The following is a 22,404-nucleotide window of genomic DNA, read 5'->3' as shown; positions in this document are numbered from 1 at the left end:
CGGCCGTGCGCCAGGACACACGCCCCGGCGCGGACACCCCACCGGTCACACGAAGGCGAAGCCTGGTGCCGGCGCAAAGGCCGGGATGACCGGCGTACGGCAGTCGAAGGCTTCGGCGGTCGAGAAGGCGCCGCCGGCGCGGCGGCCGAGGATCGCGGAGCCAGACTCGGATCCGCTCCGACGGACGGTGACGAGGCGGCCACCCTCGATCAGAATGTCGGAGATCGGGTGGGGCACCGCGGGGACGGCGCCCTCGATGAAAATGACGTCGTAGGGTCCGCCACTCGGTTCGGCGGTGGGGCTGGCGGTGACTTGGCGGAGGGAGCCGGCGGGTAGGTCGCAGGCCGGCCACGCCGCGGCGGCGAGGGACAGAAGAGCCGGGTCGTCCTCCACCGCCGTTACCTCGAGGCCGAGGCGGGCGAGAACGGCGGCGCCGTAGCCGCTGCCCGAGGCGAGGACGAGGGCGCGGTCACCGGCGCGCGGAGCGGCGAGCTGGACCAGGCGCGCGAGGGACATGGGCTGCATCAGCACGCGGCCACGGCCGAGGGGCAGGTCCTCGTCGGACAGGGCGCGCGAGGCGAGGGCGGGCGGGACGAAGCGCTCGCGCGGCAGGTCCTCCATGGCCTGGAGGATGCGCAGGTCGGTGACCCGGTTCGGCTTGAGCTGCCCGTCCACCATGCGCCGGCGCGCCGCGGCGAAGTCCATCCTGCGTCCCGTTCCTTCGGTCGGGCCGGCTTATGGGCGGGAGGGATCGGTGTCGCAAGACGCGGTTGTGGACGGCTGCCGGCCCCGGGCGAACGGCAAGCGGCGCACGACGGCGGAGGCATTCGCGACGCGGATCGGCCGGCCCCGTCGGGCCACGTCGCCGGTGTCAGTCCGGGAAGGTTCCCGCCCTGGACGCAAGGGACGCAGGGCCGTAGAAGCCGTCGGCGCGGTGCCGTGGCCGAGTGGTCAGGCAAGGGTCTGCAAAACCCTCTACGGCGGTTCGATTCCGCCCGGCACCTCCAACGCGCCATCGCCCCCTTGCGACGGAGTGCTCGGCGCGGTAGAGGCGCGGCCCCGCCGGAAGCCTCCTGGGCCTTGGCGGGTAACGTGGTGCGATCCCCGATAGCTCAGTTGGTAGAGCACGCGACTGTTAATCGCTAGGTCGTAGGTTCGAGTCCTACTCGGGGAGCCACTTCCGCCCGGCGCGTCACCGATCCTTCACGGACGGGCCGGGCCGGGCGCCTTGACCCCCGTCCGGGCGGGTCCTAACCGGCGCGGCGCGCTCTCCTTTCCCTGCCCCGCGGGTTCCGATGACCGACGAGACGATCCTGACCAACGCGCGCCTGGTGCTGCGGGACCGCGTCGTGCCGGGCACGGTCGTGATCCGGGGCGGGCTGATTGCGGAGGTGGCGGAGGGGCCGAGCCGGGCGGGGTCCGCGCTGGACCTGGACGGCGAGCTCCTGATGCCGGGCATCGTGGACGTGCATACGGACAACTTGGAGCGGCAAGTCTCGCCGCGGGTCTCGGCGCGCTGGCCCAGCACCTCGGCTTTCCTGGCGCATGACGGGCAGACGGCGGTCGCGGGCGTGACGACGGTGCTTGACGCGCTATGCCTGGGCGACCTGGGGTTCGACCAGGGGCGGATGCAGACGGCGCGGGACGGCGTCCGGGACATGACGGCGTTGACCGAGGCCGGCGTGCTGCGGTCCGAGCACCTCCTGCACCTGCGCTGCGAACTGCCGGCGGACGACATGCTGCCGATGCTCGAGGACTACCACGACCACCCGCTGCTGCGGATGGTGAGCCTGATGGATCACTCGCCGGGGGTGGGGCAGTACTCGGACATCGACCGGTACCGGGTCATGCGCGTCCGGACGGGGACGCGGGCGGAGGAGGTCGAGAGCCGGATCGCCGAGATGGTCGCGCAGCGCGAGGTCCGGTCGGAGCCGAACCGGCGGGCGCTGCTCGCGATGTTCGGGGGCGGGACGTGCCACTCGCGACGCATGACGACTGGGACGCGGACGTCGTCGCCCGCAACGCGGCGGACGGGATCATGATCTCCGAGTTCCCGGTCAACCTTACCGCCGCGCGGGCGGCGCGGCGGGCGGGCATGGCCATCATCGCCGGGGCGCCGAACCTCGTGCGCGGGGGATCACATTCGGGGAACGTGGCGGCGGCGGACCTGGTGCGGGAGGGATTGGTCAACGTCATCGCCTCGGACTACGTGCCGCCCGCGATGATCGAGGCGGCGTGGAAGACGCTGGACCTCGGGCTGACCTTGCCGGAGGCGGTGGCGATGGTGACCGACAACCCCGCGCGATCCCTGCACCTGCACGACCGCGGGCGGATCGAGGCGGGGCTGCGGGCCGACCTGGTGCAGGTGCGGGAACACGCGGGGATGCCGGTGATCCGCGCCGTGTGGCGCGGCGGCGAGCGGGTGGCGTGACGGACGTCGCCGGTTCGCGGGTCGCGCTGTACTGGGCGCCTGCGCTGGACGACCCGCTCCATCGGTTGGGATCGCAGTGGCTCGGGCGCGATGCGGAGACGGGCGCAAGCCTGGACCAGCCATCCGTCGCGGGCGTGGACCTGCGGGAGGTCACCCGGGACGCGCGGAAATACGGTCTGCACGCGACGCTGAAGCCGCCCTTCCGGCTGGCGCATGGCTGGGCGGCGCTGCGCGACGACGCGGCGCGGCTGGCGGCGCGGACCCGGCCCTTCGAACTGCCGCCCTTAGCACTGCATTCCATCGACGGGTTCCTGGCGCTGCGGGAAAGCGTCCCCTGCCCTGCCCTCCAGGCCTTCGCCGATGCCTGCGTGGAGGCGTTGGACCGGCATCGCGCACCGCCGTCCGAGGCGGAGATCGCGCGGCGGCGGCCGGAGCGTCTCACCGAGCGGCAACGGGAGCACCTGAACCACTGGGGCTACCCCTACGTCTTCGACACCTTCTTTTTCCACGTCACGCTGACGCGGCGGCTGACGGCGGACGAGGACGCGGTGATGCGGCCGGCCGTCCTGGACTGGCTGGGGGACGCGCCGGCGCGGTCGCGGCGGGTGACGGCACTGTGCCTCTTCACCCAGGCGCAGCCGGACGAGCCGTTCCTGATCGCGGAGCGGCTTCCACTGACGGGGTGAGGCCTCGCCCGTTCGGGCGCCGATCTGGACGAGGGTGCCGCCACCGCCGATAGAGGCGGGGAATGCCCGATTTCGATCGCCTCTGGGACGTGCTGGTGGTGGGCGGGGGGAACGCCGCGATGTGCGCGGCGATCGAGGCGCGGCGCGCCGGTGCCAGCGTGATCGTGGCAGAGCATGCGCCGAAGCCGATGCGCGGCGGGAACAGTCGGCATACGCGCAACATCAGGGCGTTGCATCCCGCACCCACGGACGTCCAGACCGAGTCCTACCTCGAGGAGGAATACTGGGACGACCTGCTGAAGGTCACGGGCGGGAAGACGAATGAGCACCTGGCGCGCACCTGCATCCGGGCGAGCCAGCACGCGCCGGGGTTCCTCGCGGGATGCGGGGTGGTGTTCCAGCCCTCGCTGTCGGGGACGCTGTCGCTGTCACGCACGAATGCCTTTTTCCTCGGCGGAGGGAAGGCGCTGGTGAACGCGCTGTACCGGACGGCGGAGCGGCTCGGGGTGGAGGTGCTCTACGACACGGAGGTGCAGCACATCGAGGTCGCGGAGGGGCATGCCACGGAGGCGGTGGTGTCGCATCACGGCTTTCCCGAGCGGATCCGGTTCAAGGCGGTGGTGGCGTCCTCCGGCGGGTTCCAGGCCAACCGGGAATGGCTGCGGGAGTACTGGGGGGATGCCGCCGACAACTTCCAAATCCGCGGCACCCCCTACGCACAGGGGCGGGTGCTGAAGGACCTGCTGGGCCAGGGCGTGCAGCAGGTGGGCGACCCCACGCAGTTCCACGCGGTGTGCAACGACGCGCGGGCGCCGATGGAGGATGGGGGGCTGGCGATGCGGCTGGACTGCACGCCGTTCTCGATCGTCGTGAATCGGGACTGCGAACGCTTCTACGATGAGGGCGAGGACACCTGGCCCAAGCGCTACGCGATCTGGGGCCGACTGATCGCGCGGCAGCCGGGGCAGGAGGCCTTCGCGATCACGGACAGCCAGGCGGAGCGCGACTACCTGCCGAGCGTGTTTCCGCCGGCGCGGGCCGACACGGTCGGGGAGTTGGCGGTGAAGTTGGGCCTGGACTCGGCACGGCTGGAACGGGTCGTGAGCCAGTACAACGCGGCGGTGCGGTCCGGGACCTTCCGGCCGCAGGTCCTGGACGATTGCCGCACGGAAGGGCTGACGCCGTCGAAGAGCCACTGGGCCCGGCGGATTGAGAAGCCCCCCTTCATCGGCCACCCGATGCGGCCGGGGATCACCTTCACCTTCCTCTCGGTCGCGGTGAACGACCGGGCGCGGGTGATGATGGCGGATGGCAGGCTGTCCGCGAACATGTTCGCCTCTGGCGAGATCATGTCGGGCAACATCCTGGGCCAGGGCTATCTCGCCGGTTTCGGCATGGCGATCGGGACCGTCTTCGGCCGGATCGCGGGAGAGGAGGCGGCGCGGCTTGTCCGGAACTGACCTGGTAAACCCGCTGGAGGCGTCCGACACGGTCGCCGAAGCGCGGCGGCACATGGCGGTGTGCAACGCCTGCCGATACTGCGAGGGCTACTGCGCGGTCTTTCCCGCGATGACACTGCGGCGGGAGTTCTCGACGGGCGACCTGACCCACCTCGCGAACCTCTGCCACAACTGCAAGGGCTGCTACCACGCCTGCCAGTACGCGCCGCCACATGCGTTCGGAATCAACCTTCCGCAGACCTTCGCGAACCTGCGGCAGGAATCCTACGCGGCCTATGCCTGGCCGCCGGCGATGGGGCGGCTGTTCGCGCGGAACGGGACGCTGGTGTCGCTGCTGACGGCGCTCTTCGTCGCGCTGGCTTTGCTGGTTGCCGCGGCGGTCGTGGATCCGTCGGTGCTCTACGCCGCACAGACGGGGCCGGGGGCCTTCTTCCGAGTGATCCCGCTCTGGCTCATCAACCTGCTGGCGGGGTTATCCTTCGGCTATGCGGTCGTCGCATTGTCGATGGGCGGGTGGCGATACTGGCGCGGGACGGGGCGCGCGGGCGGTGCGCCGCTGGAGGTGCGGCCGGTGGCAGAGGCGACGGTCGACATCCTCGCCCTGCGAAACCTCGGCGGCGGCGGGCACGGGTGCAACGACCTCGACGAGGGCTTCTCGACGGTTCGGCGCTGGTTCCACCATGCGACGTTCTACGGGTTCCTGCTGTGCTTCGCGTCGACGACGAGCGGCGCGGTGGCGCACCACGTGTTCGGGGCGGTCGCGCCCTATTCGTTCTGGAGCCTTACCGTACAGCTGGGGACCTGGGGCGGGTTGCTGCTGTGCGTCGGCACGACGGGGCTGGCCTGGGTAAAGACGGCCACCGACCAGGGGCCGGTGGCGCGGAACCTCATGGGCGGGGAATACGCGATCCTGGCGCTGCTGCTCCTCGTCTCGGCGACGGGGCTGCTGCTGCTGGCGGTGCGGCATACCGGGGCGATGGGGATCACCTTCGCGCTGCATCTGGGGCTTGTGCTCGCCCTCTTCGTTGCGCTCCCCTACAGCAAGATGGTCCATGGGGTGTACCGTGGCCTGGCCCTCATCCGGAACGCGCGGGAGAAGCGCGCGGCGGCGGGCTGAGCGGGGAGGAAAAGAGGGTGGTACGAATGACGCGTCGGGGCTTCGGCGGGCTGGCGCTGGCGGGGCTGGCCGGGCCGGTCTTGGCACAGACCAATCGGCCGATCTCGCTCATCGTGCCCTATGCGCCGGGCGGCGGGACGGACATCGCGGCGCGGGAGTTCGCGAACGGCCTGACCGCGGAACTCGGCGGGCAGAACGTCGTCGTGGACAATCGGGCGGGGGCGGCAGGCTACGTCGGCTCGCTCGCCGTGGCACGGTCGCGGCCGGACGGGACGACGCTGCTCTACGCCGTCGGCACCAACGTCGTCATCGCGCCGCATCTGCAGGCGGGCGATCGCGTGGTGTTGGCGGATGCGCTGACGGCGGTGGCGCAGACGTCGTCGTACCAGTACGTGCTCGTGGCGAACCCGAAGCTCAATGTCGGGACGCTGCAGGAGCTCATCGCCTACATGCGGTCGCGGCCGCGGGGCAGCATCACCTTCTCCTCCTCGGGCGTCGGGGGGAACAACCACCTGGCGGGCGTGCTGTTCGCGGAAGCCGTGGGCGTGCCGATGGAGCACATCAGCTACCGCGGCACGGCGCCGGCGCTGATGGACGTGGTGGGCGGCAGCATCGACATGAACTTCTCCTCGCCGCCGCCGGCGATCATGTTGGTGCGGGACGGGCGGGTGAAGGCGCTGGCGGTGACGGGGGAGCGGCGGATGCCGCAACTGCCCGACGTGCCGACGCTGTCGGAGGCCGGGCTGCCCGGCTTGGTCATCACGGGCTGGCACGGCCTCTTCGCGCCGAATGGCGTGAACGCGGCGCTGCTGGACCGCTACGAGGCCGCGGCCAAGCGCGCCATGGCGACCCCGCGCTTCCTGGAGCGGCTGGCGAACGAAGGGCTGGATGCCGGGCTCAACCGGCCGCGGGCGGCCTTCGGGGTGGCGGTGCGGGAGGAAAGCGCCTTCTGGGCGCGGAAGGTCCCGGAACTGGGTCTGCGCGCGACGGACTGACCAAGCGCGACGGACTGAAAGAAGCGGCAACGCAAGCGGCAGCAGCGGCGTCGCACGGCAACCGGAGGTTTCAGCGCGCTTGACCCATTCGGGAGGGCAACTAAAATGCCGCTCACGAAAATGCGAGCAACAGTCCTTCGTATGTCCTCCGTCCCTTATGTCGGTCGTCGCGCCTTGTTTCTCGTCGGCGTCGCCGGCCTTGCGGGTTGCGCGACCAACCCTCCTGTGGCCATCGATCGGGAAGCGATGGCGCGAGTCAAGCGCGTTGCCGTACCCACCGTCGCCTTCCCCGGAAGCCCGGATATCGCCGTCACCAATACGGCATCGCAGCATTTCGGGCTGATCGGGGCAGTGGCGGGCGCCGTCGTCCGGAACAACCGCATCGAGGCCATCAAGACCATGCTGGCCTCCCAGCGCTTCGACGCGCAGGCACAATTCGATCTGGCGTTGAGCGAGCGCCTCGTCGCACGGAACCTGGCGATCGTGCGGGAAACGGCGAGCCCCGTGCGGCGCAACTTCCTGGAGACGTACCGGCAGGGGGCGGACCGCGACGCCGTGCTCGACGTAGTGGTCCTGGCGTACGGCTTCCTCGCCCATGATGACCGGGACACCTCACCGTACCGACCGACGGTCCTGGTGCGCGCCCGGCTGGTGGATGCTCGGGACCGCTCCGTGATGATGCAGGATGCCGTGACCATCAACGGCGTTGAGGGCACGGTCGGCGCGGCCGACCCGGGCCAGGCGACCTTCAGCAGCTTCTCCCAGATGGAGGCGCGGCCCGACCTCACGGTCGCCAGCCTGCGTGCTGCGCTGACCGCGGCGGCCGACGGCGTCGTGCGGCGGCTCGGATGAGGACGGTGGTACGCCTCCTCGCGATCGGGGCGACGCTGCTCCTCGCGGCCTGCGCCGTGCCGGAACCGCCGCTCCTCGACGTCGGGAACCGCGCCTGCGATCGCTCGCCGGCGCTGGAGACGGCGCAGCCGGTCGCCTTCGACCGTCGCCCGGGAGCCGTCGCGCGGCTCGGGGCGGAAGGCCGGTGCATCCAGGCCGCGGATTCGGGCGCTGCGACGACCTATGCCATCTTCGGCCTGCCGCAGGGCACGCCGGCCGCGACGGTAAATATCCTCAGCGTCGCCCAGGGGACCCTCGTCTCCCCGCGCGTGACCTTGCACGATGCCTCCGGCCGGGTTGTCCGCCAGATCGGGCCGGAGGACTTCCGCGCCAATGTGGGCGGCCTGACCGCCGGTGCCCGGCTGCGGGGCGAGGAGCGCTGGCTCGTCGTCGCCGCCGATCGCGCCATGCTCGGCAGGCCGGTGGTCCTCCGCCTCAGTGCCATCCCCGAGGGCGGGGTGCAGGTCGCGGCGGCGGTCCCGATCATCATCTACGTCCCGCCGCCGACAGTACCGGATGTCGTTCGCGCGAACGACGCGGTCTACGCCCTGAACGGGACCGTGCAGGTCAGCGTCGTTCCCGTCCCGACGGTTCCCTGACGGCACCCCCGCACGGGAGGCAGATCCGGTCAGGGCCGGATCACGTAGTCCTTCCGCATCGTTTCCAGCACCTGCCAGGTGCCACGGAACCCCGGTTCGATGACGAAGACGTCGCCGGGGCCGAGGCGCCACTCGTTGCCCGCTTCGTCGCGGATGACGCAGCGGCCGGAGTGGAGGCGCATCCACTCCCACCGCGTATAGGCGATGCGCCAAGTGCCGGGCGTCGCCTCCCACTGGCCGGCGTGGAGCGTGCCGTCGGGGCTCTTGTAGCCGGCGAAGGTGCGGAAGGTCGGGTTGCCCTCGAGGACCTTCTCGGGCGGCGGGGCGCCGGGCTTGCCCTCGGCGGGGATCTCGAGGACGACGAGGCGGCCTTCCGCCTCCTGCGTCACGGCGCTCACGACTTCGCTGCCTGCGCGCGGAGTTCGGTGACGGTGGCGCGGTGGGTGACCTGTTCCATCGGCAGTCGGACCTCGATGACGGAGGGCAGGCCGCTCGCGCGGGCCCGGCGGAAGGCGGGGACGAGTTCGTCGGTCGCGGTCACCAGCTCGCCGTGGCCGCCGAAGGCCTCGATGAACTTGCGGAAGTCGGGATTGGTGAGCTGCGTGCCGGAGACGCGTCCGGGATAGGCACGTTCCTGATACATGCGGATCGTGCCGTAGCCCGCGTTGTTGACGACGATCAGGATGGGCGCGGCGCCGTGCTGGAAGGCCGTCGCGATCTCCTGCCCCGTCATGAGGAAGCCGCCGTCGCCGATCAGGCCGATGACGCAGCGTCCCGGGTTGAGGATGGCGGCGCCGATCGCGGCGGGGGCGCCGTATCCCATGGCGCCGTTGGTCGGGCCGAGGAAATCCTGTCCCTCCCGCACATGCATGAAGCGGTTGAGCCAGGTCGCGAAGTTGCCGGCGTCGCAGGTGAAGATCGTGTCGTCCGACAGTTCGGGCTCAAGCGCCTGAAGGGCACGCGCGAAGTTCAGTGGGCCGGCGTAGTCGGGGGCCGTCGCGGTGGCCTCGCGCTGCGCGCGGAGGGAGCGGCGCCATTCGGCCCAGGGGCGGGGCTTCGCCGGCGCGGCGTCGCGCAGGGCCAACGCGAAGGCGTTGAGGTCGGCGGTGATGCCGAGGGCGACGCGGAAGACGCGGCCGATCTCGGCGGGGTCCGGGTGGACCTGCACGATAGTGGCGCCGGTCTCGGGAAAGAGGGTGTAGCCCTGGCTCGTCGCCTCGCCGAGGCGGGAGCCGATGGCCAGGACCAGGTCCGACTGCTTGACCAGTTTGACCAACCCCGGGTCCGCACCGACGCCGAGGTCGCCGGCGTAGAGCTGCGACGTCCCGTCGAAGAGGCCCATTCGGCGGAAGCCGACTGTGACCGGTATGTCGTGCGCCTCGGCAAAGGCGCGGACCGCGGCGCGGCCTTCGTCCGACCAGCAGGTGCCGCCCATCACGATCAGCGGGCGCTTGGCCTCGTCCAGCATCTCCAGAAGCCGCGGGATGGCGCGCGGCGCGGGGTGGGCGGGCAGGACCTTCGCAGGGCCGATGTCGGGGACGACGACCCGGGCCTTCTGCATCTCCTCGGAAATCGCGACGACGACGGGTCCGGGGCGGCCGGAGGTCGCAACGTGGAAGGCGCGGGCCATCAGTTCGGGGATGCGGGCCGCGTCATCGATCTGCGTCACCCATTTCGCGAGCGGGGCGAACATCTTGCGGTAGTCCACCTCCTGGAAGGTGTCGCGGTCCGTCTCGGCGAAGGGGATCTGGCCGACCAGCAGCACCAGCGGCGTGCTGTCCTGGTTCGCGACGTGCACGCCGATCGAGGCGTGGCAGGCGCCGGGGCCGCGGGTGACGATGGCGACGCCCGGCTTGCCGGTGAGCTTCCCATGCGCCTCGGCCATGTGGACGGCGCCGGCTTCGAAGCGGCAGGTGATGAGGTCCACCTGGTCGCGCCGTTCGTAGAGGCCGTCGAGCACGTCGAGGAAGGACTCGCCGGGGACGGAGAAGACGTGCGTCACGCCCTGCGCGACGAGGGCGTCGGCGATGAGTTGCCCGCCGGTGCGCGTGCCCAGGCCCGCCATGCCGTCCATCTCGACCCTCCCTCGCGATCCGGGCGGAGGTTAGCCGCGGCGGGCCGGCGCGGCCACCCGCCCTCCCCGGCCCAAGGCGGTGCCCGCAAGGGGCGGTCGTCCTCCGGCGCGTTCCGCCGGGTGCCCTGCCCTTCCCCGCGTGGCCGCGGGCGTCCATCTTCGGGCACAGGATTGGAGCGGGGGATCGCGATGCGGGCCATCTTCGTCATGATCAAGTGCGAGATGGGCCAGGCCTATCGCGTGGCGCGGGAGATGGCGGACAGCATCCCCGAGCTGTCGGAGATGCACTCGACCTCCGGGCAGTACGACCTGCTCGGGAAGTTCTACCTGGAGCCGGAGCAGGACATCGGGCTCTTCGTCGTGGAGCGGGTGCAGAGCGTGTCCGGCGTGAAGGACACCTACACGCTGCAGACCTTCAACGCCTTCTCCGGCGGTCGCTGAGGGACGCGCCGGCCGCGCGAACTGGCCGCCACGAAAAGACCCCGGTTCCGCCGCGCCCTGCCGCAGGGGTGCCGCGGGCCGGACATGGGGGCGCCCATCTTCGGGGGCATCGGAGGTATGCCCCATGGGTGTTCCGTTCTTCTCCCACATCTCGCGCGCCGGCCGGGTGCTGGCGCTGACCGCCGCCCTTGGCACGGCGGCCTGCACGGACGGCTACGGCCGGACGGACTGGGGCAGCACGCTCGCCCTCGGAGCCGGGCTCGGCCTCGCGGCAGGCGCGGTCGCGGCGCTGGCGAGCGACAACCGTGACGGTCATCGGCAGGTCCGGGGGCAAACCCGGGGCCGCGATTATGGTTATTACGGCAACGGCAACCGCGGCTATCGTGGCTATGCCGGGGGATATGGAGGTTGGCGATGAAGATGCGTCTCGCGGTCCTCGCCGCGGCCGGCCTCGCGCTCGGCGGGTGCTACGGCCCCTACGGGCAGCCTGACCCGCTCGCGTCCGGACTGGTCGGGGCCGGCGTCGGCGCGGTGGCCGGGGCGGCCATCGCGAGCTCGGCCCGGCCGTCCTACTACTACGCGCCGCCGGCCTATTACGCCCCAGCGCCGCGGTATTACTACGGGCCGCCGCGCGCCTATGGCTACGGGTACGGATACCGGCGCTGGTAGGGCGCCGGCAGGTCGGCCCGAGAACAGCGTGAGGGCGGGGGCCTAGAGGGCTCCCGCCTTGGCGCGGCCCCAGTGGGCAAGGGTGGATTCGGGCGGCAGCCGCCCCTCGAACCAGAGGCTGGCGGCGCAGCGGGACATGGCGGCGCCGTCGTGGCCGATATGCGGCACCGGGACGAGCCGCCAGTTGCAGGCGATCCCGTGGCGCGCGGCCGCGGCCTGGCCGAAATCGAAATAGGTCCGCGCCCTCGCGAAGCGATGCGGGCCCTGCGCGATGGCTTCGGGGTTGGACGGGAGGCTGGGGCCGCTCGTCTCGATGTCGCCCTCCCCGGCCAGGATCGTGAGCGGGTAGGACAGGAGCGCCGTCACCTCCGCATCGCCGAGGCCGATGCCACCCATCCCCTCGGGAAACCGGCGGTCGAGGGTGGGCAGGGTGTACCAGCCTGGGTTTCCAATCGTCGCGGCCTCGAAGGAGGCGTGGGGCTGGGTCGAGAGCAGGCGGTGGAGGTACTGGCCGCCGGCAGAATGACCGAAGATCCGCGCCTGGATCCGGGTGGTCAGGCCGGCCTCACGCAGCGCGGCCAGGACGCGGGCGGGAACGCCGTAGTTCCAGCGGTCGCGCGGACGGACGGTGCCGTCCGCCGCGAGCACGAAGCCGTTGTTGTAATGGGCGGCGCCGGGCCAGGCGGCGTCGGAAAAGGTCGGAGCCAAGATCAGCAGCCGGTGGCGCTCCGCGGCCTCGATCCAGAAGTCGCGGTATTCGTCGCCGTTCCGGCCCATTCCATGCTGAACGATGACGACCGGGTCCTCCGGCCGATGCGCGGCGGGGCGGTAGCCGTGGAGGATCACCGGGCGATCCGGGTCGCCAGCGGGGTCCTCGAACACGATGGAAGCGCGGCCGGGGGCGGCAAAGGCCGCGGCCAGTTGCGGGGCGAAGGGCATGGCGGGATCCGGTCTGATGGCCGCGAGGTCGGCCGGTCGGGGCGGCCGCCGGCGCTGGGCAAGCGCCGTCGCCGGGAGCAGCGCCGCCGCGAGGAGGATGCGGCGGCGCATTGGCGTCACTGCGCCGGGCGGATTTCCGCGGCGCGCGTCGTCTCGTCAACGCGGCCGGCATAGCGGATCATGCGGCGCATGGCCCAGGACGCGCCTTCGAAGTGGACGGGGACCACGGGCATCTGGTCCAGCGCGATCCGGCCGGCCTCGCGCAGCAGGTCGGCGCGGGCGGCGGGGTCCATCGTGGTGAAGGCACGCTGCGCCACCGCGTCGAACTCCGGGCTGGACCAGCCGCCGTAGTTGCTCGTGCCCTGGCCGCGGTTCGCGTCGGTGCTGACGAGCCAGGACTGGAAGAACAGCATCGTCTCGGCGGCGCTGGCGGACCAGCCGCCCATCGCGACGGAAAACTCGCGCCGGGCGCGGCGGGTGAAGAAGACGGCGCTCGGCATGGTGTCGAGCTCGACGCGGACGCCGATGCGCTGCCAGTACTGCGCGATGGCCTGCGCAAGGCGGCCGTCGTTGATGTAGCGGTTGTTCGTGGCGTGAAAGGTCAGCGCGAAGCCGTCGGGGAAACCGGCCTCGGCCAGCAGGGCTCGGGCACGCGCGGGATCGTAGGGCAGGACGGGCCGGCCGGGGAGCGTGCCGGCCATGCCATCGGGCAGGAACTGCGCAGCGGGGATCGTCACCTCGTCCATCGTGCGGGCATAGAGGGCGCGGCGGTCGAGGGCGAGGGACAGCGCCTGCCGCACCCGGGCGTCACGCAGCGGGTTAGGCTGGCTGCCGCCCTGAACGAAGGGGGACGGGGAGCGCGCGGTGTCGAGTTGCAGGAAGATCAGCCGCGTGGTCGGCGAGGTCGTCACCTGCAGCGCGGTGTTCTGACGCAGGCGCGCAAGGTCGGCGGTGCCCGGGGCCTCGATGATGTCGTTGTCGTTCGCGAGCAGGCCGGCGAGCCGCGGGCCGGGAGCGGTGACCGGCGTCATGCGGACGGTCTGCCAGTGCGGCTTGTCGCCCCAGTAGCCGTCGTAACGCGTCAGTTCGATCGTGCCGCTGCGGGTGTAGGTGGTTAGGCGGAAGGGGCCGGTGCCGATCGCGGCGCTGCCATCGTTGAAGGCAGTGGATGCCGGCCACTGCCCCGTGACGCCGCATTGCGGGCCCGCCGCGAAGTTCAGCGTGCCCGCAGGCACCAGCGAACGGGGAATGATGACCAGGCTGGCGAGGTCGTTGAGGAGAAGCGGGTTCGGTTCCTTCGTCGTGATGCGGACCGTCATGGGGTCCAATGCCTCGACGTTCGCCAGGGGGCGGACGAGGCGGGAATAGGACTGCGCGACCTCGCCGTCATTGTTGATGATGCGGCAGTAAGAGGCGACGACGTCCTGCGCCGTGAAGTCGGCGCCGTTGTGGAACTTCACGCCGGGGCGGAGGGTGAAGCGCCAGACGTTGTCGCCCTCCCGCTCCCACGCCGTGGCGAGGGCGGGGGTGATGGAGAGGTCGGCGGCCTGGTCCACCAGCCCCTGCCACACGGAAAAACGCAGCGTGGCGTTGGGCGTGACGGCGTAGCCGTGCGGATCGGCGGTCGTCGTCTCCGCGGCGAGTCCGATGCGAAGGGTCTGCGCCGCGGCTGGCAGCGCGGCGAGGGCGAGCGGGGCGGCCAGGAGGGCGGCCCAAACGGGGACGGAACGGCGCATGGGGCGATCCTTGTCGGGCGGTCGGGGACGCGGCCAGGCGGCCGCACCGGTGGTGGTCAGTCGAAGCCGAGGAAGCCGGGCATGGAGGAAATGGGCGGTGCCTTCGCCAGCGCGGCGATGTCAGGGCGCGGGCGGGCCAAGGCAGCGTCGCCTGCGACCGCGGCCTCGATCGCCGCGGCCGCGGCGAGGACGAGGGCATCGCCGCCGCGCGGGCCGACGATCTGCAGGCCGAAGGGCATGCCGAGCGCGTCACGGCCGAGCGGAATGCTGATCGCCGGGTGACCCGTGAGCGTGACGATGTAGGCCAGGGCCAGCCAGTGGAAGTAGGTCCGCGTCTTCTGGCCGTTGATCTCGGCCGGGTAGAGTTCGGACCAGGGACGAGGGGAAATCGTGATGGCCGGCGTCAGGATCAGGTCCGTACCGGCCTCGAAGAAGCGCTGCCAGCGGAGGTAGAGGGCGGTCTGGAGCGCTGAGGCGCGGGCGCCGTCGGCGAGGGTGTAGCGCATCCCCTCCTCGACGTTCGCGCGGACGTTGGGGCCGACGAGGTGCGGCGTCTTCTCGACTTTCTCGCGATGGGCCGCGAGGAAGTTCATGGCGCGCAGCACCTCGAAGGCCTCGTCGGCGCCGGAGCAGTCGGGGCAGTCGCGTGTGACGGTGCCGAACAGCGGCGACAGGGCGGCGATGCGGCCTTCGAAGGTGTCGCGGACGCCGTGCTCGACAGGGGCGATGCCGAAATCGGGCGTCGCCGCGACACGGAGCGAGGCGAGATCGACCTGCGGGACGGGGTGGTAGTCGCCGTGGCGCAGGCGTCCCGTGCCACCGTGGATGGTGTAGGAGAGCGGGTCGTGCGCGTCGTCGGAGATCATCGCCGACAGCATCAGTGCGACGTCCGGCGTGTTGCGCGCCATGGGGCCGAGCACCGGCAGGTTGGACCAGCCGAGGAGGCGGCGTTCCGACGCGACGAGGCCGGGGCTGGGGCGGAAGCCGACGATCCCGTTGAAGGCCGCGGGGTTGCGGAGCGACCCGCCGGTGTCGGACCCCGAGCAGATCGGCGCCATGTCGCAAGCCAGGGCCACGCCGGAGCCGCCGGAGGAGCCGGCCGCGGAGCGCGCGGGGTCGTGCGGATTGCCCGTCGCGCCGTAGACCGCGTTGCGGGTGTTGGCGCCGGCGCCGAATTCCGGCGTGTTCGTCTTGGCGAAGATGATGCCGCCCGCGGCACGGAGGCGCGCCACGGATCCGAGGTCCTTCGTCGGAACGTTGTCCTTGAAGATCGGCGAGCCGTGAGTGGTGACGAGGCCCTTCGTTTCCTCCAGGTCCTTGATCCCGATCGGCAGGCCGTGCAGCGCGCCGAGCCGGTCGCCGCGCATGACCGCGTCCTCGGCGGCCTTGGCGTCGCGGCGCGCGCCCTCCTCATCCATCGCGACGACGGCGTTCACCGCATGGTTCACGAGGGCGATGCGGCGGAGGCAGGAATCGAGCAGTTCGACGGGGGAGAGTTTCTTCGCGCCGATGAGGCGGCGCGCCTCAAGAGCGGTGAGTTCGCAGGGTTCCATCGCGCTCAGTACCCCATCGCGCAGCCGTCCTTGCGGGGGTCGGAGCCCCCGATCAGGACGCCACGTTCGCGGTCGATGAGGATGGCCTGACCGCCGCCATGCGGCTTGGCGATCGTCGCGACGGTATGGCCGAGCGCCGACAGGCCGTCCCGCGCCGCCTGGGGCAAGCCGTTTTCGATCTGGATGGTGCGGTGGTCCTTGCCCGGGGCGGGGAAGAGACGGGGCAGGTCCAAGGCCTCCTGCACGTCCAGCCCGTACTGGAAGTGGTTGGCCAGGAAGTAGGATTGGCCCATCGGCTGGAAGTGGCCGCCCATGACGCCGTAGGGCATCACGGCCTTCCCGTCCTTCATCACCATGCCCGGGATGATCGTGTGCATCGGGCGCTTGCGCGGCGCGATGCAGTTCGGGTGGCCTTCCTGGAGGCGGAAGCCGAAGCCGCGATTCTGCAGCATCACGCCGGAGCCCTCGGCCAGGATGCCCGTGCCGAAGCCCGCGAAGAGCGAGTTGATAAAGGAACACGCGTTGCCGTCACGATCCACGACGCAGAGGTAGACCGTGTCCTTGTGCTTCGCCCAGTCAGCGTCGCCGGCCTGCGGCAGGTCGGGCATCGCGGCGTCGTCGCGGATCATGCCGCGCAGGCGCGTCAGGTATTCGTCAGACAACAGCCGCTCGACCGGCACGTTGCTCTGCCAGGGATCGGCGAGGAAGGCGTCCCGGTCGCGGTACACCAGCCGCGCGGCCTCCGCGTGGCGGTGCAGACGGGCGACGGAGAGAGGGCCTCCCCCCGGCGTGTCGTAGCCTTCCAGGATGCCCAGCAGCATGAGGACGAGCAGGCCGGAGCCGTTCGGCGGGCACTGGAAGACCTCCATCCCGCGCCACGCGCGGGAGATGGGATCGACGAAGACCGCGGCGTCGGCGCCTTCGGCGAAGTCCTCCTCGGTATGCAGGCCGCCGGCGTCCCGGAGGGTCTTCACCATGTCCGCGGCGATCGCGCCCTCGTAGAAGGCGCGCTTGCCGCTCTTCGCAATGGCACGGAGGGTCGCGGCGAGTTCGGGCTGGACGAAGCGGTCACCAAAGACCGGGGCCTTGCCGTCGCGCAGCCAGCGGCGCGCGCTCGCCGGGTGCTTCGACAGTTTCTCCACGCTGTCCGCCCAGTCCGAGGAGACGCGCGCCGAGAGGGAGAAGCCCTCTTCCGCATAGCGGATGGCGTCCTGAAGCAGGCGACCGAGTTCCAGCTTTCCGTGCGCCTGGTTCAGCGCCTCCCACGCCGAGACGGCGCCGGGGACTGTGACCGAGTGCGGGGAGGTGTCCACCATCGCGGTCAGGCCGGCGGCGCGCAGCGCTTCCGGGGTCGCGGCGGCCGGCGCGCGGCCCGAGCCGTTAATGGCAATCACGCCGCCGGTCGCCGGGGCGTACAGACAAAAACAGTCGCCGCCGATGCCGGTGGACTGCGGCTCGATCACCGCGAGCACCGCCGCCGCCGCGATCGCGGCGTCCAGCGCGTTGCCTCCCGCCCGCAGGATGTCGAGGGCGGCGAGCGTCGCGCCGGGCATGGACGTCGCGGCCATGCCGTTGATGGCCATGGCGGGCGAGCGCCCCGGTAGGTGGAAATCGCGCATCAGACGGCCGTCAGCCCCCCATCGATCAAGAGACTCGCCCCCGTGATTCCCGCGGCCGCGGGGGAGGCGAGGAAGAGGATCGCGCCCATCACGTCCTGGACGGTCAGGATCCGGCCCAGGGGCATACGCCGGGCTTCCCGCGCGCGGAAGTCCGGGTCGGAAAGGAGGCCCTCGGTCAGCGGGGTCTCCACGAAGCCGGGGCAGACGGCGTTCACGCGGATGCCGTGGGCGCCGAGCTCCACGGCCCAGGCCTTCGTCAGGCCTTCGATGCCGTGCTTCGTCGCGGTGTAGACGCTGCGGTTCAGCCCGGCGACGTGGCCGTTGACCGAGGAAAGGTTGACGATCGCCCCACCCCGCCCCGCCGTGACCATGCCGGCGGCCACGACCTGCCCCACGGTGAAGGCGGCGCGGAGGTTCAGGTCGATCAGCGCGTCGAGCGACTCGTCGCGCACGTCGAGCAGCGGTTCCCGGATGTTGGTGCCCGCGTTGTTGACGAGGATCTGAAAGGGGCCCTCGGCAGCGACGGCCTGGCGGACGGCCGCGCGGTCGGTGACGTCGAGGTGGAGCGGGACGGCCTTCAGACCGCGGGCGGTCAGCGCGGCCGCCGTACGCTCGAGCGCCGGGAGAGTGCGGGCGGCCATGACAACCTCGGCCCCTGCCTCGGCGAGGGCGATGGCCGCGGCGCGGCCGATGCCGCCGGACGCGCCGGTGACGAGGGCGCGGCGGCCGTCCACGCGGAAGGACGGGGTGGCTGGGAGGTCGGGCATCAGAGACCGGTCAGGAGGAGGTCGAGGGCGCGAGTGATCGCGTCGCGTTCGGCTTCGAGGTTGCCGACCGTCCGGCCGAGCTCGCGACGCGGGACGCTCGCCATCTGCGTCGTCGCCATCACGACGCGGTCGGTCGCTATGGCGAAGGTCGGGTTCAAGTCAGGCATAATCACCGGCGTGGCGTCCGGGGGCAGGAGGGGCACGACGATCCGGGTCGCGATCCCGTCCAGCAGGTCGGCCTGCACGTCCAGGAGGTAGCCGCGACGTCCTCCGCCGGGAAAGGAGTGGACGTCGAAGCGCGCCATCAGAACGTGCGGTAGGGCGCGAGGGGCGGTCCGTGCTTCTCGACATGCTCGTTGTAGGCCGCGATCCCCGGCGCGGCCGCGCGTTGCCAAGCATCCCGCTTCGCCTCGGCGACGGCTTCCCTGATGCCATTCTCGCAGGCCTTCGACAGGTTTACGCCGAGTTCGCGTGCCTGCACGACGAGGTCCGACGGAAGGCTGACATTGGTGGCGCGGCGAGGGGCGCGGAGGTCAGGGGTATGGTTCACGGCGAGGGACGCTCCGGGATCGCGCCATCATGGGGCGGTGCCATGCGCACAGCAAGTGCGCATCACGGCGACCAGGGCCGGGCCCGCGCCTGGGCGGCCATCCGGACCGCGGCGTTGATGGCGCCGAAGTCGCGGTAGCCGCCGCGGCGCTCGACTACCTCGAAGAAGAAGCGGTCGGCGAAGGGCAGGGTGTAGCCGTGCAGGAACTCGCCGCCGTTCGGATCGCGGTCGTAGAGCAGGTTAGCGTCCCGAAGCGCGGCGACGCGGTCGTCGTCCAGGCCGAAGCGGGGGGCGAGGTCGTCATAGTAGTTGTCGGGGATGCGCAGGACCGGGGCGCCGGCAGCGGTCAGGGCGGACATGGTGGCGAGGGCGTCGTCGGTCCCGAAGGCGAGGTGGTGGACGCCCGCGCCGGCGATGGCGGAGACGAAGCGTCCCGTCGAAGTGCGCGTGCTCTCCGAGACGTTCAGCGGCAGGCGGAGGCGGGCCTCGGAGTCCACCATCGCGCGGCTGCGGATCAGGCCCTGGGGGTCGGGCAGTTCCCAAAGGGCCTGCGGCTCCAGGCCGAGCACGGCCCGGTGGAACAGGACGGCGCCGTCCATCTGCCCCGGCGCGAGGGCCTGGGCCACGTGGTCCACGCCGAGCAGCCGGGTCGCGCCGGCGGTGCCTTCCTCGACGAAGTCGGCACGCCAGGACTCGTCGTCGATGAGAAAGATCAGCGATCCGTCCGGGGCGCGCAGGCCGGGGAGCGGGCGTTCCCCCTGCCCCACCCTCTCGCGCCAGGCCGAGCACAGGAGGGCTTCGGCGCGGGAGAGCGCGCGCGTGGCGTCGTCCACGCGAAGGGCCATGGCGCAGACCGAGGGGCCGTGCAGTTCGAGGTGGGCCGCGGCCTCACTGTCCGGCTCGGCGTTGAGAACGAGGTGCGCGCGGCCGGCGCTCCAGAGTTCGACGGCCTTGGAGCGGTGGCGCGCGCTGCGGCGGAAGCCGCAGGCGCCGAGGTAGGTGGAGAGGTCGGCGCCGCTCGCGGCGTCCACGGCGAATTCGAGGAAGGCGACGCCCTCGTGCCGTGGCCGCGGCGGCAGGGGCTGGGCCGGAAGCGCCGGGGCCGCCATCGCCACGACGGAATCGAGCCAGACGAGGGAACGCAGGCCGTCGCGGGCGATACGGCGCGCGGGGGCCGCGCGGAACTCGTCGTTGAAGACCTCGTGCGACAGGGGGCCGCGGTAGCCGGCTCGCAGGACTTCCTCGAGAAAGGCCGCCACCGGGAGTTCGCCCTGGCCGGGGAAGCTGCGATGGTGGCGCGACCAGGAGAGGACGTCCATCGACAGGCGCGGGGCGTCGGCCAGTTGGACGGAGGCGATCTTCTCGGCCGGAACTGTGTCGGACAGGCCCGCCAGGTCGTCGCCGAGGGCGAGCGTGTGGAAGGAATCGAGAATGATGCCGAGCGCCGGGTGGTCGGCGCGCCGCACGATGTCCCACGCCTGGCGCCAGCGGTTGACGTGGCGGCCCCAGGCCAGGGCCTCGTAGCCCACCCGAAGGCTGCGGCGTGCGGCGCGCTCAGCCATCTCCCGCAGGTCGGCGGCGGCACGGGCGGGGTCGTCGAGGGTGGCGGGCTGGACGTTGGAGCAGACGAGGACGAGGTCGGTGCCCAGCTCCTCCATCAGGTCGAACTTGCGCTCGGCGCGGTCGAGGTTCCGGGCGCGCTGCGGGTCCGGCATGGCCTCGAAGTCACGGAAAGGCTGGAAGAGGGTGATCGTCAGGCCGAGGTCGGCGGCCATGGCCCGGACCGAGGCCGGCGGGCCGTCATGGGCCAGCAGGTCCTGCTCGAAGATCTCGACGCCGTCGAAGCCGGCGGATGCGGCGGCTTCCAGCTTGTCCGGCAGCGTGCCGGAGAGGCAGACGGTCGCGATGGAGCGGGGGAGGTGCGCGGGCATGTGGACAGCAGGATAGACCCGCGGCCCCCTTCCGGCATCCCGGCGGCCTCCGCTATGCGCGGCGCATGGACAGCGCCCCGCCCGGCCCCGCGACAATCGCCGATTTCGACCGGATCGAGGTCCGGGTGGGAACCATCGTGGACGCGCAGCCCTTTCCGGAGGCGCGGAAACCTGCAATCCAGCTCTGGGTCGATTTCGGGGCGCCGATCGGGGTGAAGCGGTCCTCGGCGCAGGTGACGGTGCACTACACCCTTGAAGTGCTGATTGGGCGGCAGGTCTTGGCCGTGACGAACTTCCCGCCGCGCCGGATCGCGGGGTTCGAGAGCGAGGTCCTGGTCCTCGGATTGCCGGACGCGGACAGCGCGGTGGTGCTGCTGCGGCCCGACCTGCCCGTGCCGAACGGCGGCCGGATGTTCTGAGGTCCGCGGGACCTTAGCCGTGGATGGTCGGGGGCGGGCCGCCTAGATTGTTCGCATGGACAAGCCGCAGCCTGCCCCGCCGGGCCGGATGAAGGTGGACGAGTTCCTCGCCTGGGCGCAGGAGCAGCCGGAGGGTCAGCGCTACGAGCTGGAGGACGGGTACGTCGTCACATCATCGGCGGGACGGGTCGCGCATGCGCGGGTGAAGGGTCTGGTGTTTCTCGCCCTGAGGGCGGCGATCGCCTGGGCAGGGCTGCCCTGCGAGGCGCTTCCGGATGGGCCGGCGGTGCCGGTGGACGAATGGACGACCTGGGAACCGGACGCGCTGGTGCGCTGCGGCGAGCCGCTGCCCCGCGACACGGTGAGGGTGACCGATCCGGTGATGGTCGTGGAGGTGCAGTCGCCCTCGACCGGGACGCGGGAAGTGACGACGAAGCTTGTGGACTACTTCCGGATCCCGTCCGTCCGCCACTACCTCATCGTGCATCCGGGCGAGCGCGCCGTCGTGCACCACGCGCGCGCAGAGGGCGAGACGGGGATCGCAACGCAGATCGTCGGTTCCGGGCCCCTTCGCCTGGACCCGCCGGGGCTCGAACTGGACGTCGTCGCCCTCTTCGCGGGGGTCTGACGCGCCGCGCCGGGGCCTTCTGCCCGGGCCCGGCCGCGACTAAACGGGTGCCCCGACCGACCGAGGACCCCGAATGGCCCCGCGCTACTACACCGTCACCTGGGACCAGCTGCACCGCGACGGCAAGGCACTGGCCTGGCGCCTGGTGGACAAGGGGCCCTGGAAGGGGATCGTCGCGATCACCCGCGGCGGGCTCATCCCCGCGGCGATCGTCGCGCGGGAATTGGACTGCCGGCTGATCGAGAGCGCCTCCGTCATCACCTATGACGAGGAGGCGATCGGCGAGCCGCGGGTCGCGAAATCGCCGATCGCGGCCGGCGACGGCGAGGGCTGGCTGATCCTGGACGACTTGGTGGACACGGGGACCACCGCGCGGATCGTCCGGGCGCTGCTGCCCCGCGCGCATTTCGCCACGGTCTACGCCAAGCCGGCGGGCAAGCCGATGGTGGATACCTTCGTGACCGAGGTGTCACAGGACACCTGGATCCTCTTTCCGTGGGATACGGAGCCGCAGTTCGTGGCGCCGATCGCGAAGAGCGCGGCCGGCGCCGCGTCCTGACGCACGGGCCGCGGCGTCAGGCGGCGCGTCGGTCGAACCAGTCGTGGACGACGTTCATGGCGACGCCTTCGGCCCGCGTGCAGAGGATGGCGCCGACCGCGCGGAGGCTGGCGACCGCGGCGCCCCAGTCCATCACGCGGGACTGCGCGGCTTCCGTGATGCGCGAGAGCACGGCGTCGGCGGGGACCGGTCCGCGGCAGGTCTCCCGCGCGTCGCGCATGGCTTCGATCTGCGTATCGCCCAGGCCGAGGACCCGCTGGTCCAGCGACACCGCCCAGCCGCCGAGCGCCATGCCGAGGCGGGCTTCCGTGGTCGGCGTAAGGGTCTCGATGCGCATGGA

General features: G+C 71.5%; 26 protein-coding genes and 2 tRNA genes. 16 read left to right on the top strand and 12 right to left on the bottom strand.

All coding sequences use genetic code 11. From position 1 onward, the window contains the following. Positions 1-45: 45 nt before the first annotated feature. Positions 46-705 (bottom strand): protein-L-isoaspartate O-methyltransferase, encoded by a 660-nt coding sequence (locus ACE7GA_RS19305; RefSeq protein WP_376090167.1) that lies wholly within the window; start codon positions 703-705, stop codon positions 46-48. A gap of 228 nt (positions 706-933) precedes the next feature. On the opposite strand from ACE7GA_RS19305, the gene ACE7GA_RS19300 reads away from it, so the two are divergent. The 10 genes from ACE7GA_RS19300 (at position 934) to ACE7GA_RS19255 (ending at position 8,179) form a co-directional block, all read left to right on the top strand. Next, positions 934-1,007, top strand: a tRNA-Cys gene (locus tag ACE7GA_RS19300). Positions 1,008-1,101: 94 nt separating this feature from the next. Continuing rightward, positions 1,102-1,177 (top strand) — tRNA-Asn (locus ACE7GA_RS19295). A gap of 118 nt (positions 1,178-1,295) precedes the next feature. Then, positions 1,296-2,042, top strand: a complete 747-nt coding sequence (locus ACE7GA_RS19290; RefSeq protein WP_376090164.1) for a hypothetical protein — start codon at positions 1,296-1,298, stop codon at positions 2,040-2,042. Next, the gene (locus ACE7GA_RS19285) at positions 2,039-2,431 is read left to right on the top strand and encodes an amidohydrolase family protein (RefSeq protein ID WP_376090161.1); all 393 of its coding nucleotides are present in this window, start codon (positions 2,039-2,041) and stop codon (positions 2,429-2,431) included. The genes ACE7GA_RS19290 and ACE7GA_RS19285 overlap by 4 nt, the downstream gene beginning before the upstream one ends. Continuing rightward, positions 2,428-3,117 (top strand): DUF1045 domain-containing protein, encoded by a 690-nt coding sequence (locus ACE7GA_RS19280; protein ID WP_376090158.1) that lies wholly within the window; start codon positions 2,428-2,430, stop codon positions 3,115-3,117. The genes ACE7GA_RS19285 and ACE7GA_RS19280 overlap by 4 nt, the downstream gene beginning before the upstream one ends. Positions 3,118-3,179: 62 nt before the next feature. Then, positions 3,180-4,577 carry an FAD-dependent tricarballylate dehydrogenase TcuA gene (gene tcuA, locus ACE7GA_RS19275; RefSeq protein ID WP_376090155.1) on the top strand — a complete coding sequence of 466 codons (1,398 nt, stop codon included), beginning with the start codon at positions 3,180-3,182 and terminating at the stop codon, positions 4,575-4,577. After that, positions 4,564-5,694 carry a tricarballylate utilization 4Fe-4S protein TcuB gene (gene tcuB / locus ACE7GA_RS19270; protein WP_376090152.1) on the top strand — a complete coding sequence of 377 codons (1,131 nt, stop codon included), beginning with the start codon at positions 4,564-4,566 and terminating at the stop codon, positions 5,692-5,694. The genes tcuA and tcuB overlap by 14 nt, the downstream gene beginning before the upstream one ends. Positions 5,695-5,720: 26 nt before the next feature. Next, positions 5,721-6,689, top strand: coding sequence for a Bug family tripartite tricarboxylate transporter substrate binding protein (locus tag ACE7GA_RS19265; protein ID WP_376100368.1), 969 nt, complete (start codon positions 5,721-5,723; stop codon positions 6,687-6,689). A 174-nt stretch (positions 6,690-6,863) separates the two neighbouring features. Beyond that, positions 6,864-7,541: a hypothetical protein gene (locus ACE7GA_RS19260; RefSeq protein ID WP_376090149.1), complete on the top strand. Its 678-nt coding sequence runs from the start codon at positions 6,864-6,866 to the stop codon at positions 7,539-7,541. A 5-nt stretch (positions 7,542-7,546) separates the two neighbouring features. After that, positions 7,547-8,179, top strand: coding sequence for a hypothetical protein (locus tag ACE7GA_RS19255; protein ID WP_376090146.1), 633 nt, complete (start codon positions 7,547-7,549; stop codon positions 8,177-8,179). Positions 8,180-8,208: 29 nt separating this feature from the next. Here ACE7GA_RS19255 and ACE7GA_RS19250 read toward each other — a convergent pair whose 3' ends face one another. Next, positions 8,209-8,577, bottom strand: a complete 369-nt coding sequence (locus ACE7GA_RS19250; protein ID WP_376090143.1) for a cupin domain-containing protein — start codon at positions 8,575-8,577, stop codon at positions 8,209-8,211. Beyond that, positions 8,574-10,253 (bottom strand): thiamine pyrophosphate-dependent enzyme, encoded by a 1,680-nt coding sequence (locus tag ACE7GA_RS19245; RefSeq protein ID WP_376090140.1) that lies wholly within the window; start codon positions 10,251-10,253, stop codon positions 8,574-8,576. The genes ACE7GA_RS19250 and ACE7GA_RS19245 overlap by 4 nt, the downstream gene beginning before the upstream one ends. Positions 10,254-10,442: 189 nt before the next feature. Between ACE7GA_RS19245 and ACE7GA_RS19240 the strand changes: the two genes are divergently transcribed. The 3 genes from ACE7GA_RS19240 (at position 10,443) to ACE7GA_RS19230 (ending at position 11,363) form a co-directional block, all read left to right on the top strand. Next, positions 10,443-10,694 carry an Lrp/AsnC ligand binding domain-containing protein gene (locus ACE7GA_RS19240; RefSeq protein ID WP_376090137.1) on the top strand — a complete coding sequence of 84 codons (252 nt, stop codon included), beginning with the start codon at positions 10,443-10,445 and terminating at the stop codon, positions 10,692-10,694. Between the two features lie 124 nt (positions 10,695-10,818). Then, entirely contained in the window at positions 10,819-11,112 is a 294-nt protein-coding gene (locus tag ACE7GA_RS19235) for a hypothetical protein (protein WP_376090133.1), read from the top strand. Next, positions 11,109-11,363, top strand: coding sequence for a hypothetical protein (locus ACE7GA_RS19230; RefSeq protein ID WP_376090130.1), 255 nt, complete (start codon positions 11,109-11,111; stop codon positions 11,361-11,363). Before ACE7GA_RS19235 ends, ACE7GA_RS19230 begins: the two co-directional genes overlap by 4 nt. A 42-nt stretch (positions 11,364-11,405) precedes the next feature. On the opposite strand, the gene ACE7GA_RS19225 is transcribed toward ACE7GA_RS19230, so the two are convergent. From ACE7GA_RS19225 to ACE7GA_RS19190, 8 genes are all read right to left on the bottom strand, one after another. After that, the gene (locus ACE7GA_RS19225) at positions 11,406-12,413 is read right to left on the bottom strand and encodes an alpha/beta hydrolase (RefSeq protein WP_376090127.1); all 1,008 of its coding nucleotides are present in this window, start codon (positions 12,411-12,413) and stop codon (positions 11,406-11,408) included. Between the two features lie 5 nt (positions 12,414-12,418). Further along, a complete protein-coding gene (locus ACE7GA_RS19220) occupies positions 12,419-14,038 on the bottom strand; it encodes an ABC transporter substrate-binding protein (protein WP_376090124.1) in 1,620 nt (539 codons plus the stop codon). A gap of 56 nt (positions 14,039-14,094) precedes the next feature. Continuing rightward, on the bottom strand, positions 14,095-15,591 hold the full coding sequence (locus ACE7GA_RS19215; RefSeq protein WP_376090121.1) for an amidase: 1,497 nt from the start codon (positions 15,589-15,591) through the stop codon (positions 14,095-14,097). A gap of 5 nt (positions 15,592-15,596) precedes the next feature. Beyond that, positions 15,597-17,210 carry a gamma-glutamyltransferase gene (ggt, locus tag ACE7GA_RS19210; RefSeq protein ID WP_376090117.1) on the bottom strand — a complete coding sequence of 538 codons (1,614 nt, stop codon included), beginning with the start codon at positions 17,208-17,210 and terminating at the stop codon, positions 15,597-15,599. Beyond that, entirely contained in the window at positions 17,210-17,977 is a 768-nt protein-coding gene (locus ACE7GA_RS19205; RefSeq protein WP_376090115.1) for an SDR family NAD(P)-dependent oxidoreductase, read from the bottom strand. The genes ggt and ACE7GA_RS19205 overlap by 1 nt, the downstream gene beginning before the upstream one ends. Then, positions 17,977-18,282, bottom strand: a complete 306-nt coding sequence (locus ACE7GA_RS19200) for a CcdB family protein (RefSeq protein WP_376090112.1) — start codon at positions 18,280-18,282, stop codon at positions 17,977-17,979. The genes ACE7GA_RS19205 and ACE7GA_RS19200 overlap by 1 nt, the downstream gene beginning before the upstream one ends. Continuing rightward, positions 18,282-18,527: a type II toxin-antitoxin system CcdA family antitoxin gene (locus ACE7GA_RS19195; RefSeq protein WP_376090109.1), complete on the bottom strand. Its 246-nt coding sequence runs from the start codon at positions 18,525-18,527 to the stop codon at positions 18,282-18,284. The genes ACE7GA_RS19200 and ACE7GA_RS19195 overlap by 1 nt, the downstream gene beginning before the upstream one ends. A 62-nt stretch (positions 18,528-18,589) precedes the next feature. Then, the gene (locus ACE7GA_RS19190; protein ID WP_376090106.1) at positions 18,590-20,458 is read right to left on the bottom strand and encodes a bifunctional sugar phosphate isomerase/epimerase/4-hydroxyphenylpyruvate dioxygenase family protein; all 1,869 of its coding nucleotides are present in this window, start codon (positions 20,456-20,458) and stop codon (positions 18,590-18,592) included. 65 nt (positions 20,459-20,523) lie between these two features. On the opposite strand from ACE7GA_RS19190, the gene ACE7GA_RS19185 reads away from it, so the two are divergent. The 3 genes from ACE7GA_RS19185 to gpt all read left to right on the top strand — a co-directional run bounded on the left by ACE7GA_RS19185 (position 20,524) and on the right by gpt (position 22,064). Beyond that, the gene (locus tag ACE7GA_RS19185) at positions 20,524-20,877 is read left to right on the top strand and encodes a tRNA-binding protein (RefSeq protein ID WP_376090103.1); all 354 of its coding nucleotides are present in this window, start codon (positions 20,524-20,526) and stop codon (positions 20,875-20,877) included. A gap of 55 nt (positions 20,878-20,932) precedes the next feature. Then, positions 20,933-21,505 carry a Uma2 family endonuclease gene (locus tag ACE7GA_RS19180; protein WP_376090100.1) on the top strand — a complete coding sequence of 191 codons (573 nt, stop codon included), beginning with the start codon at positions 20,933-20,935 and terminating at the stop codon, positions 21,503-21,505. A gap of 73 nt (positions 21,506-21,578) precedes the next feature. Further along, a complete protein-coding gene (gene gpt, locus ACE7GA_RS19175; RefSeq protein ID WP_376090097.1) occupies positions 21,579-22,064 on the top strand; it encodes a xanthine phosphoribosyltransferase in 486 nt (161 codons plus the stop codon). 16 nt (positions 22,065-22,080) lie between these two features. Here the strand turns inward: gpt and ACE7GA_RS19170 are convergent, their stop codons facing one another. Next, positions 22,081-22,401 carry a hypothetical protein gene (locus tag ACE7GA_RS19170; RefSeq protein WP_376090094.1) on the bottom strand — a complete coding sequence of 107 codons (321 nt, stop codon included), beginning with the start codon at positions 22,399-22,401 and terminating at the stop codon, positions 22,081-22,083. Positions 22,402-22,404: the final 3 nt, after the last annotated feature.

It is taken from the genome of Roseomonas sp. CCTCC AB2023176 (assembly GCF_042259275.1).
Classification (GTDB): Bacteria; Pseudomonadota; Alphaproteobacteria; order Acetobacterales; family Acetobacteraceae; genus Roseomonas.
The sequence above is the reverse complement of the archived record's forward strand: the minus strand, read 5'-3'. Positions and strand labels throughout refer to the sequence as shown.

What these genes read in the sequence shown, in the direction of transcription:
- ACE7GA_RS19205 (WP_376090115.1), bottom strand. Translation starts at nt 17,977, where the DNA reads ATGCCCGACCTCCCAGCCACCCCGTCCTTCCGCGTGGACGGCCGCCGC.
- ACE7GA_RS19185 (WP_376090103.1), top strand. Translation starts at nt 20,524, where the DNA reads ATGGACAGCGCCCCGCCCGGCCCCGCGACAATCGCCGATTTCGACCGG.
- tcuA (WP_376090155.1), top strand. Translation starts at nt 3,180, where the DNA reads ATGCCCGATTTCGATCGCCTCTGGGACGTGCTGGTGGTGGGCGGGGGG.
- ACE7GA_RS19290 (WP_376090164.1), top strand. Translation starts at nt 1,296, where the DNA reads ATGACCGACGAGACGATCCTGACCAACGCGCGCCTGGTGCTGCGGGAC.
- ACE7GA_RS19305 (WP_376090167.1), bottom strand. Translation starts at nt 705, where the DNA reads ATGGACTTCGCCGCGGCGCGCCGGCGCATGGTGGACGGGCAGCTCAAG.
- ACE7GA_RS19230 (WP_376090130.1), top strand. Translation starts at nt 11,109, where the DNA reads ATGAAGATGCGTCTCGCGGTCCTCGCCGCGGCCGGCCTCGCGCTCGGC.
- ACE7GA_RS19235 (WP_376090133.1), top strand. Translation starts at nt 10,819, where the DNA reads ATGGGTGTTCCGTTCTTCTCCCACATCTCGCGCGCCGGCCGGGTGCTG.
- ACE7GA_RS19265 (WP_376100368.1), top strand. Translation starts at nt 5,721, where the DNA reads ATGACGCGTCGGGGCTTCGGCGGGCTGGCGCTGGCGGGGCTGGCCGGG.
- ACE7GA_RS19190 (WP_376090106.1), bottom strand. Translation starts at nt 20,458, where the DNA reads ATGCCCGCGCACCTCCCCCGCTCCATCGCGACCGTCTGCCTCTCCGGC.
- ACE7GA_RS19245 (WP_376090140.1), bottom strand. Translation starts at nt 10,253, where the DNA reads ATGGACGGCATGGCGGGCCTGGGCACGCGCACCGGCGGGCAACTCATC.
- ggt (WP_376090117.1), bottom strand. Translation starts at nt 17,210, where the DNA reads ATGCGCGATTTCCACCTACCGGGGCGCTCGCCCGCCATGGCCATCAAC.
- ACE7GA_RS19180 (WP_376090100.1), top strand. Translation starts at nt 20,933, where the DNA reads ATGGACAAGCCGCAGCCTGCCCCGCCGGGCCGGATGAAGGTGGACGAG.
- ACE7GA_RS19220 (WP_376090124.1), bottom strand. Translation starts at nt 14,038, where the DNA reads ATGCGCCGTTCCGTCCCCGTTTGGGCCGCCCTCCTGGCCGCCCCGCTC.
- ACE7GA_RS19285 (WP_376090161.1), top strand. Translation starts at nt 2,039, where the DNA reads ATGATCTCCGAGTTCCCGGTCAACCTTACCGCCGCGCGGGCGGCGCGG.
- ACE7GA_RS19225 (WP_376090127.1), bottom strand. Translation starts at nt 12,413, where the DNA reads ATGCGCCGCCGCATCCTCCTCGCGGCGGCGCTGCTCCCGGCGACGGCG.
- ACE7GA_RS19240 (WP_376090137.1), top strand. Translation starts at nt 10,443, where the DNA reads ATGCGGGCCATCTTCGTCATGATCAAGTGCGAGATGGGCCAGGCCTAT.
- ACE7GA_RS19215 (WP_376090121.1), bottom strand. Translation starts at nt 15,591, where the DNA reads ATGGAACCCTGCGAACTCACCGCTCTTGAGGCGCGCCGCCTCATCGGC.
- ACE7GA_RS19170 (WP_376090094.1), bottom strand. Translation starts at nt 22,401, where the DNA reads ATGCGCATCGAGACCCTTACGCCGACCACGGAAGCCCGCCTCGGCATG.
- ACE7GA_RS19200 (WP_376090112.1), bottom strand. Translation starts at nt 18,282, where the DNA reads ATGGCGCGCTTCGACGTCCACTCCTTTCCCGGCGGAGGACGTCGCGGC.
- gpt (WP_376090097.1), top strand. Translation starts at nt 21,579, where the DNA reads ATGGCCCCGCGCTACTACACCGTCACCTGGGACCAGCTGCACCGCGAC.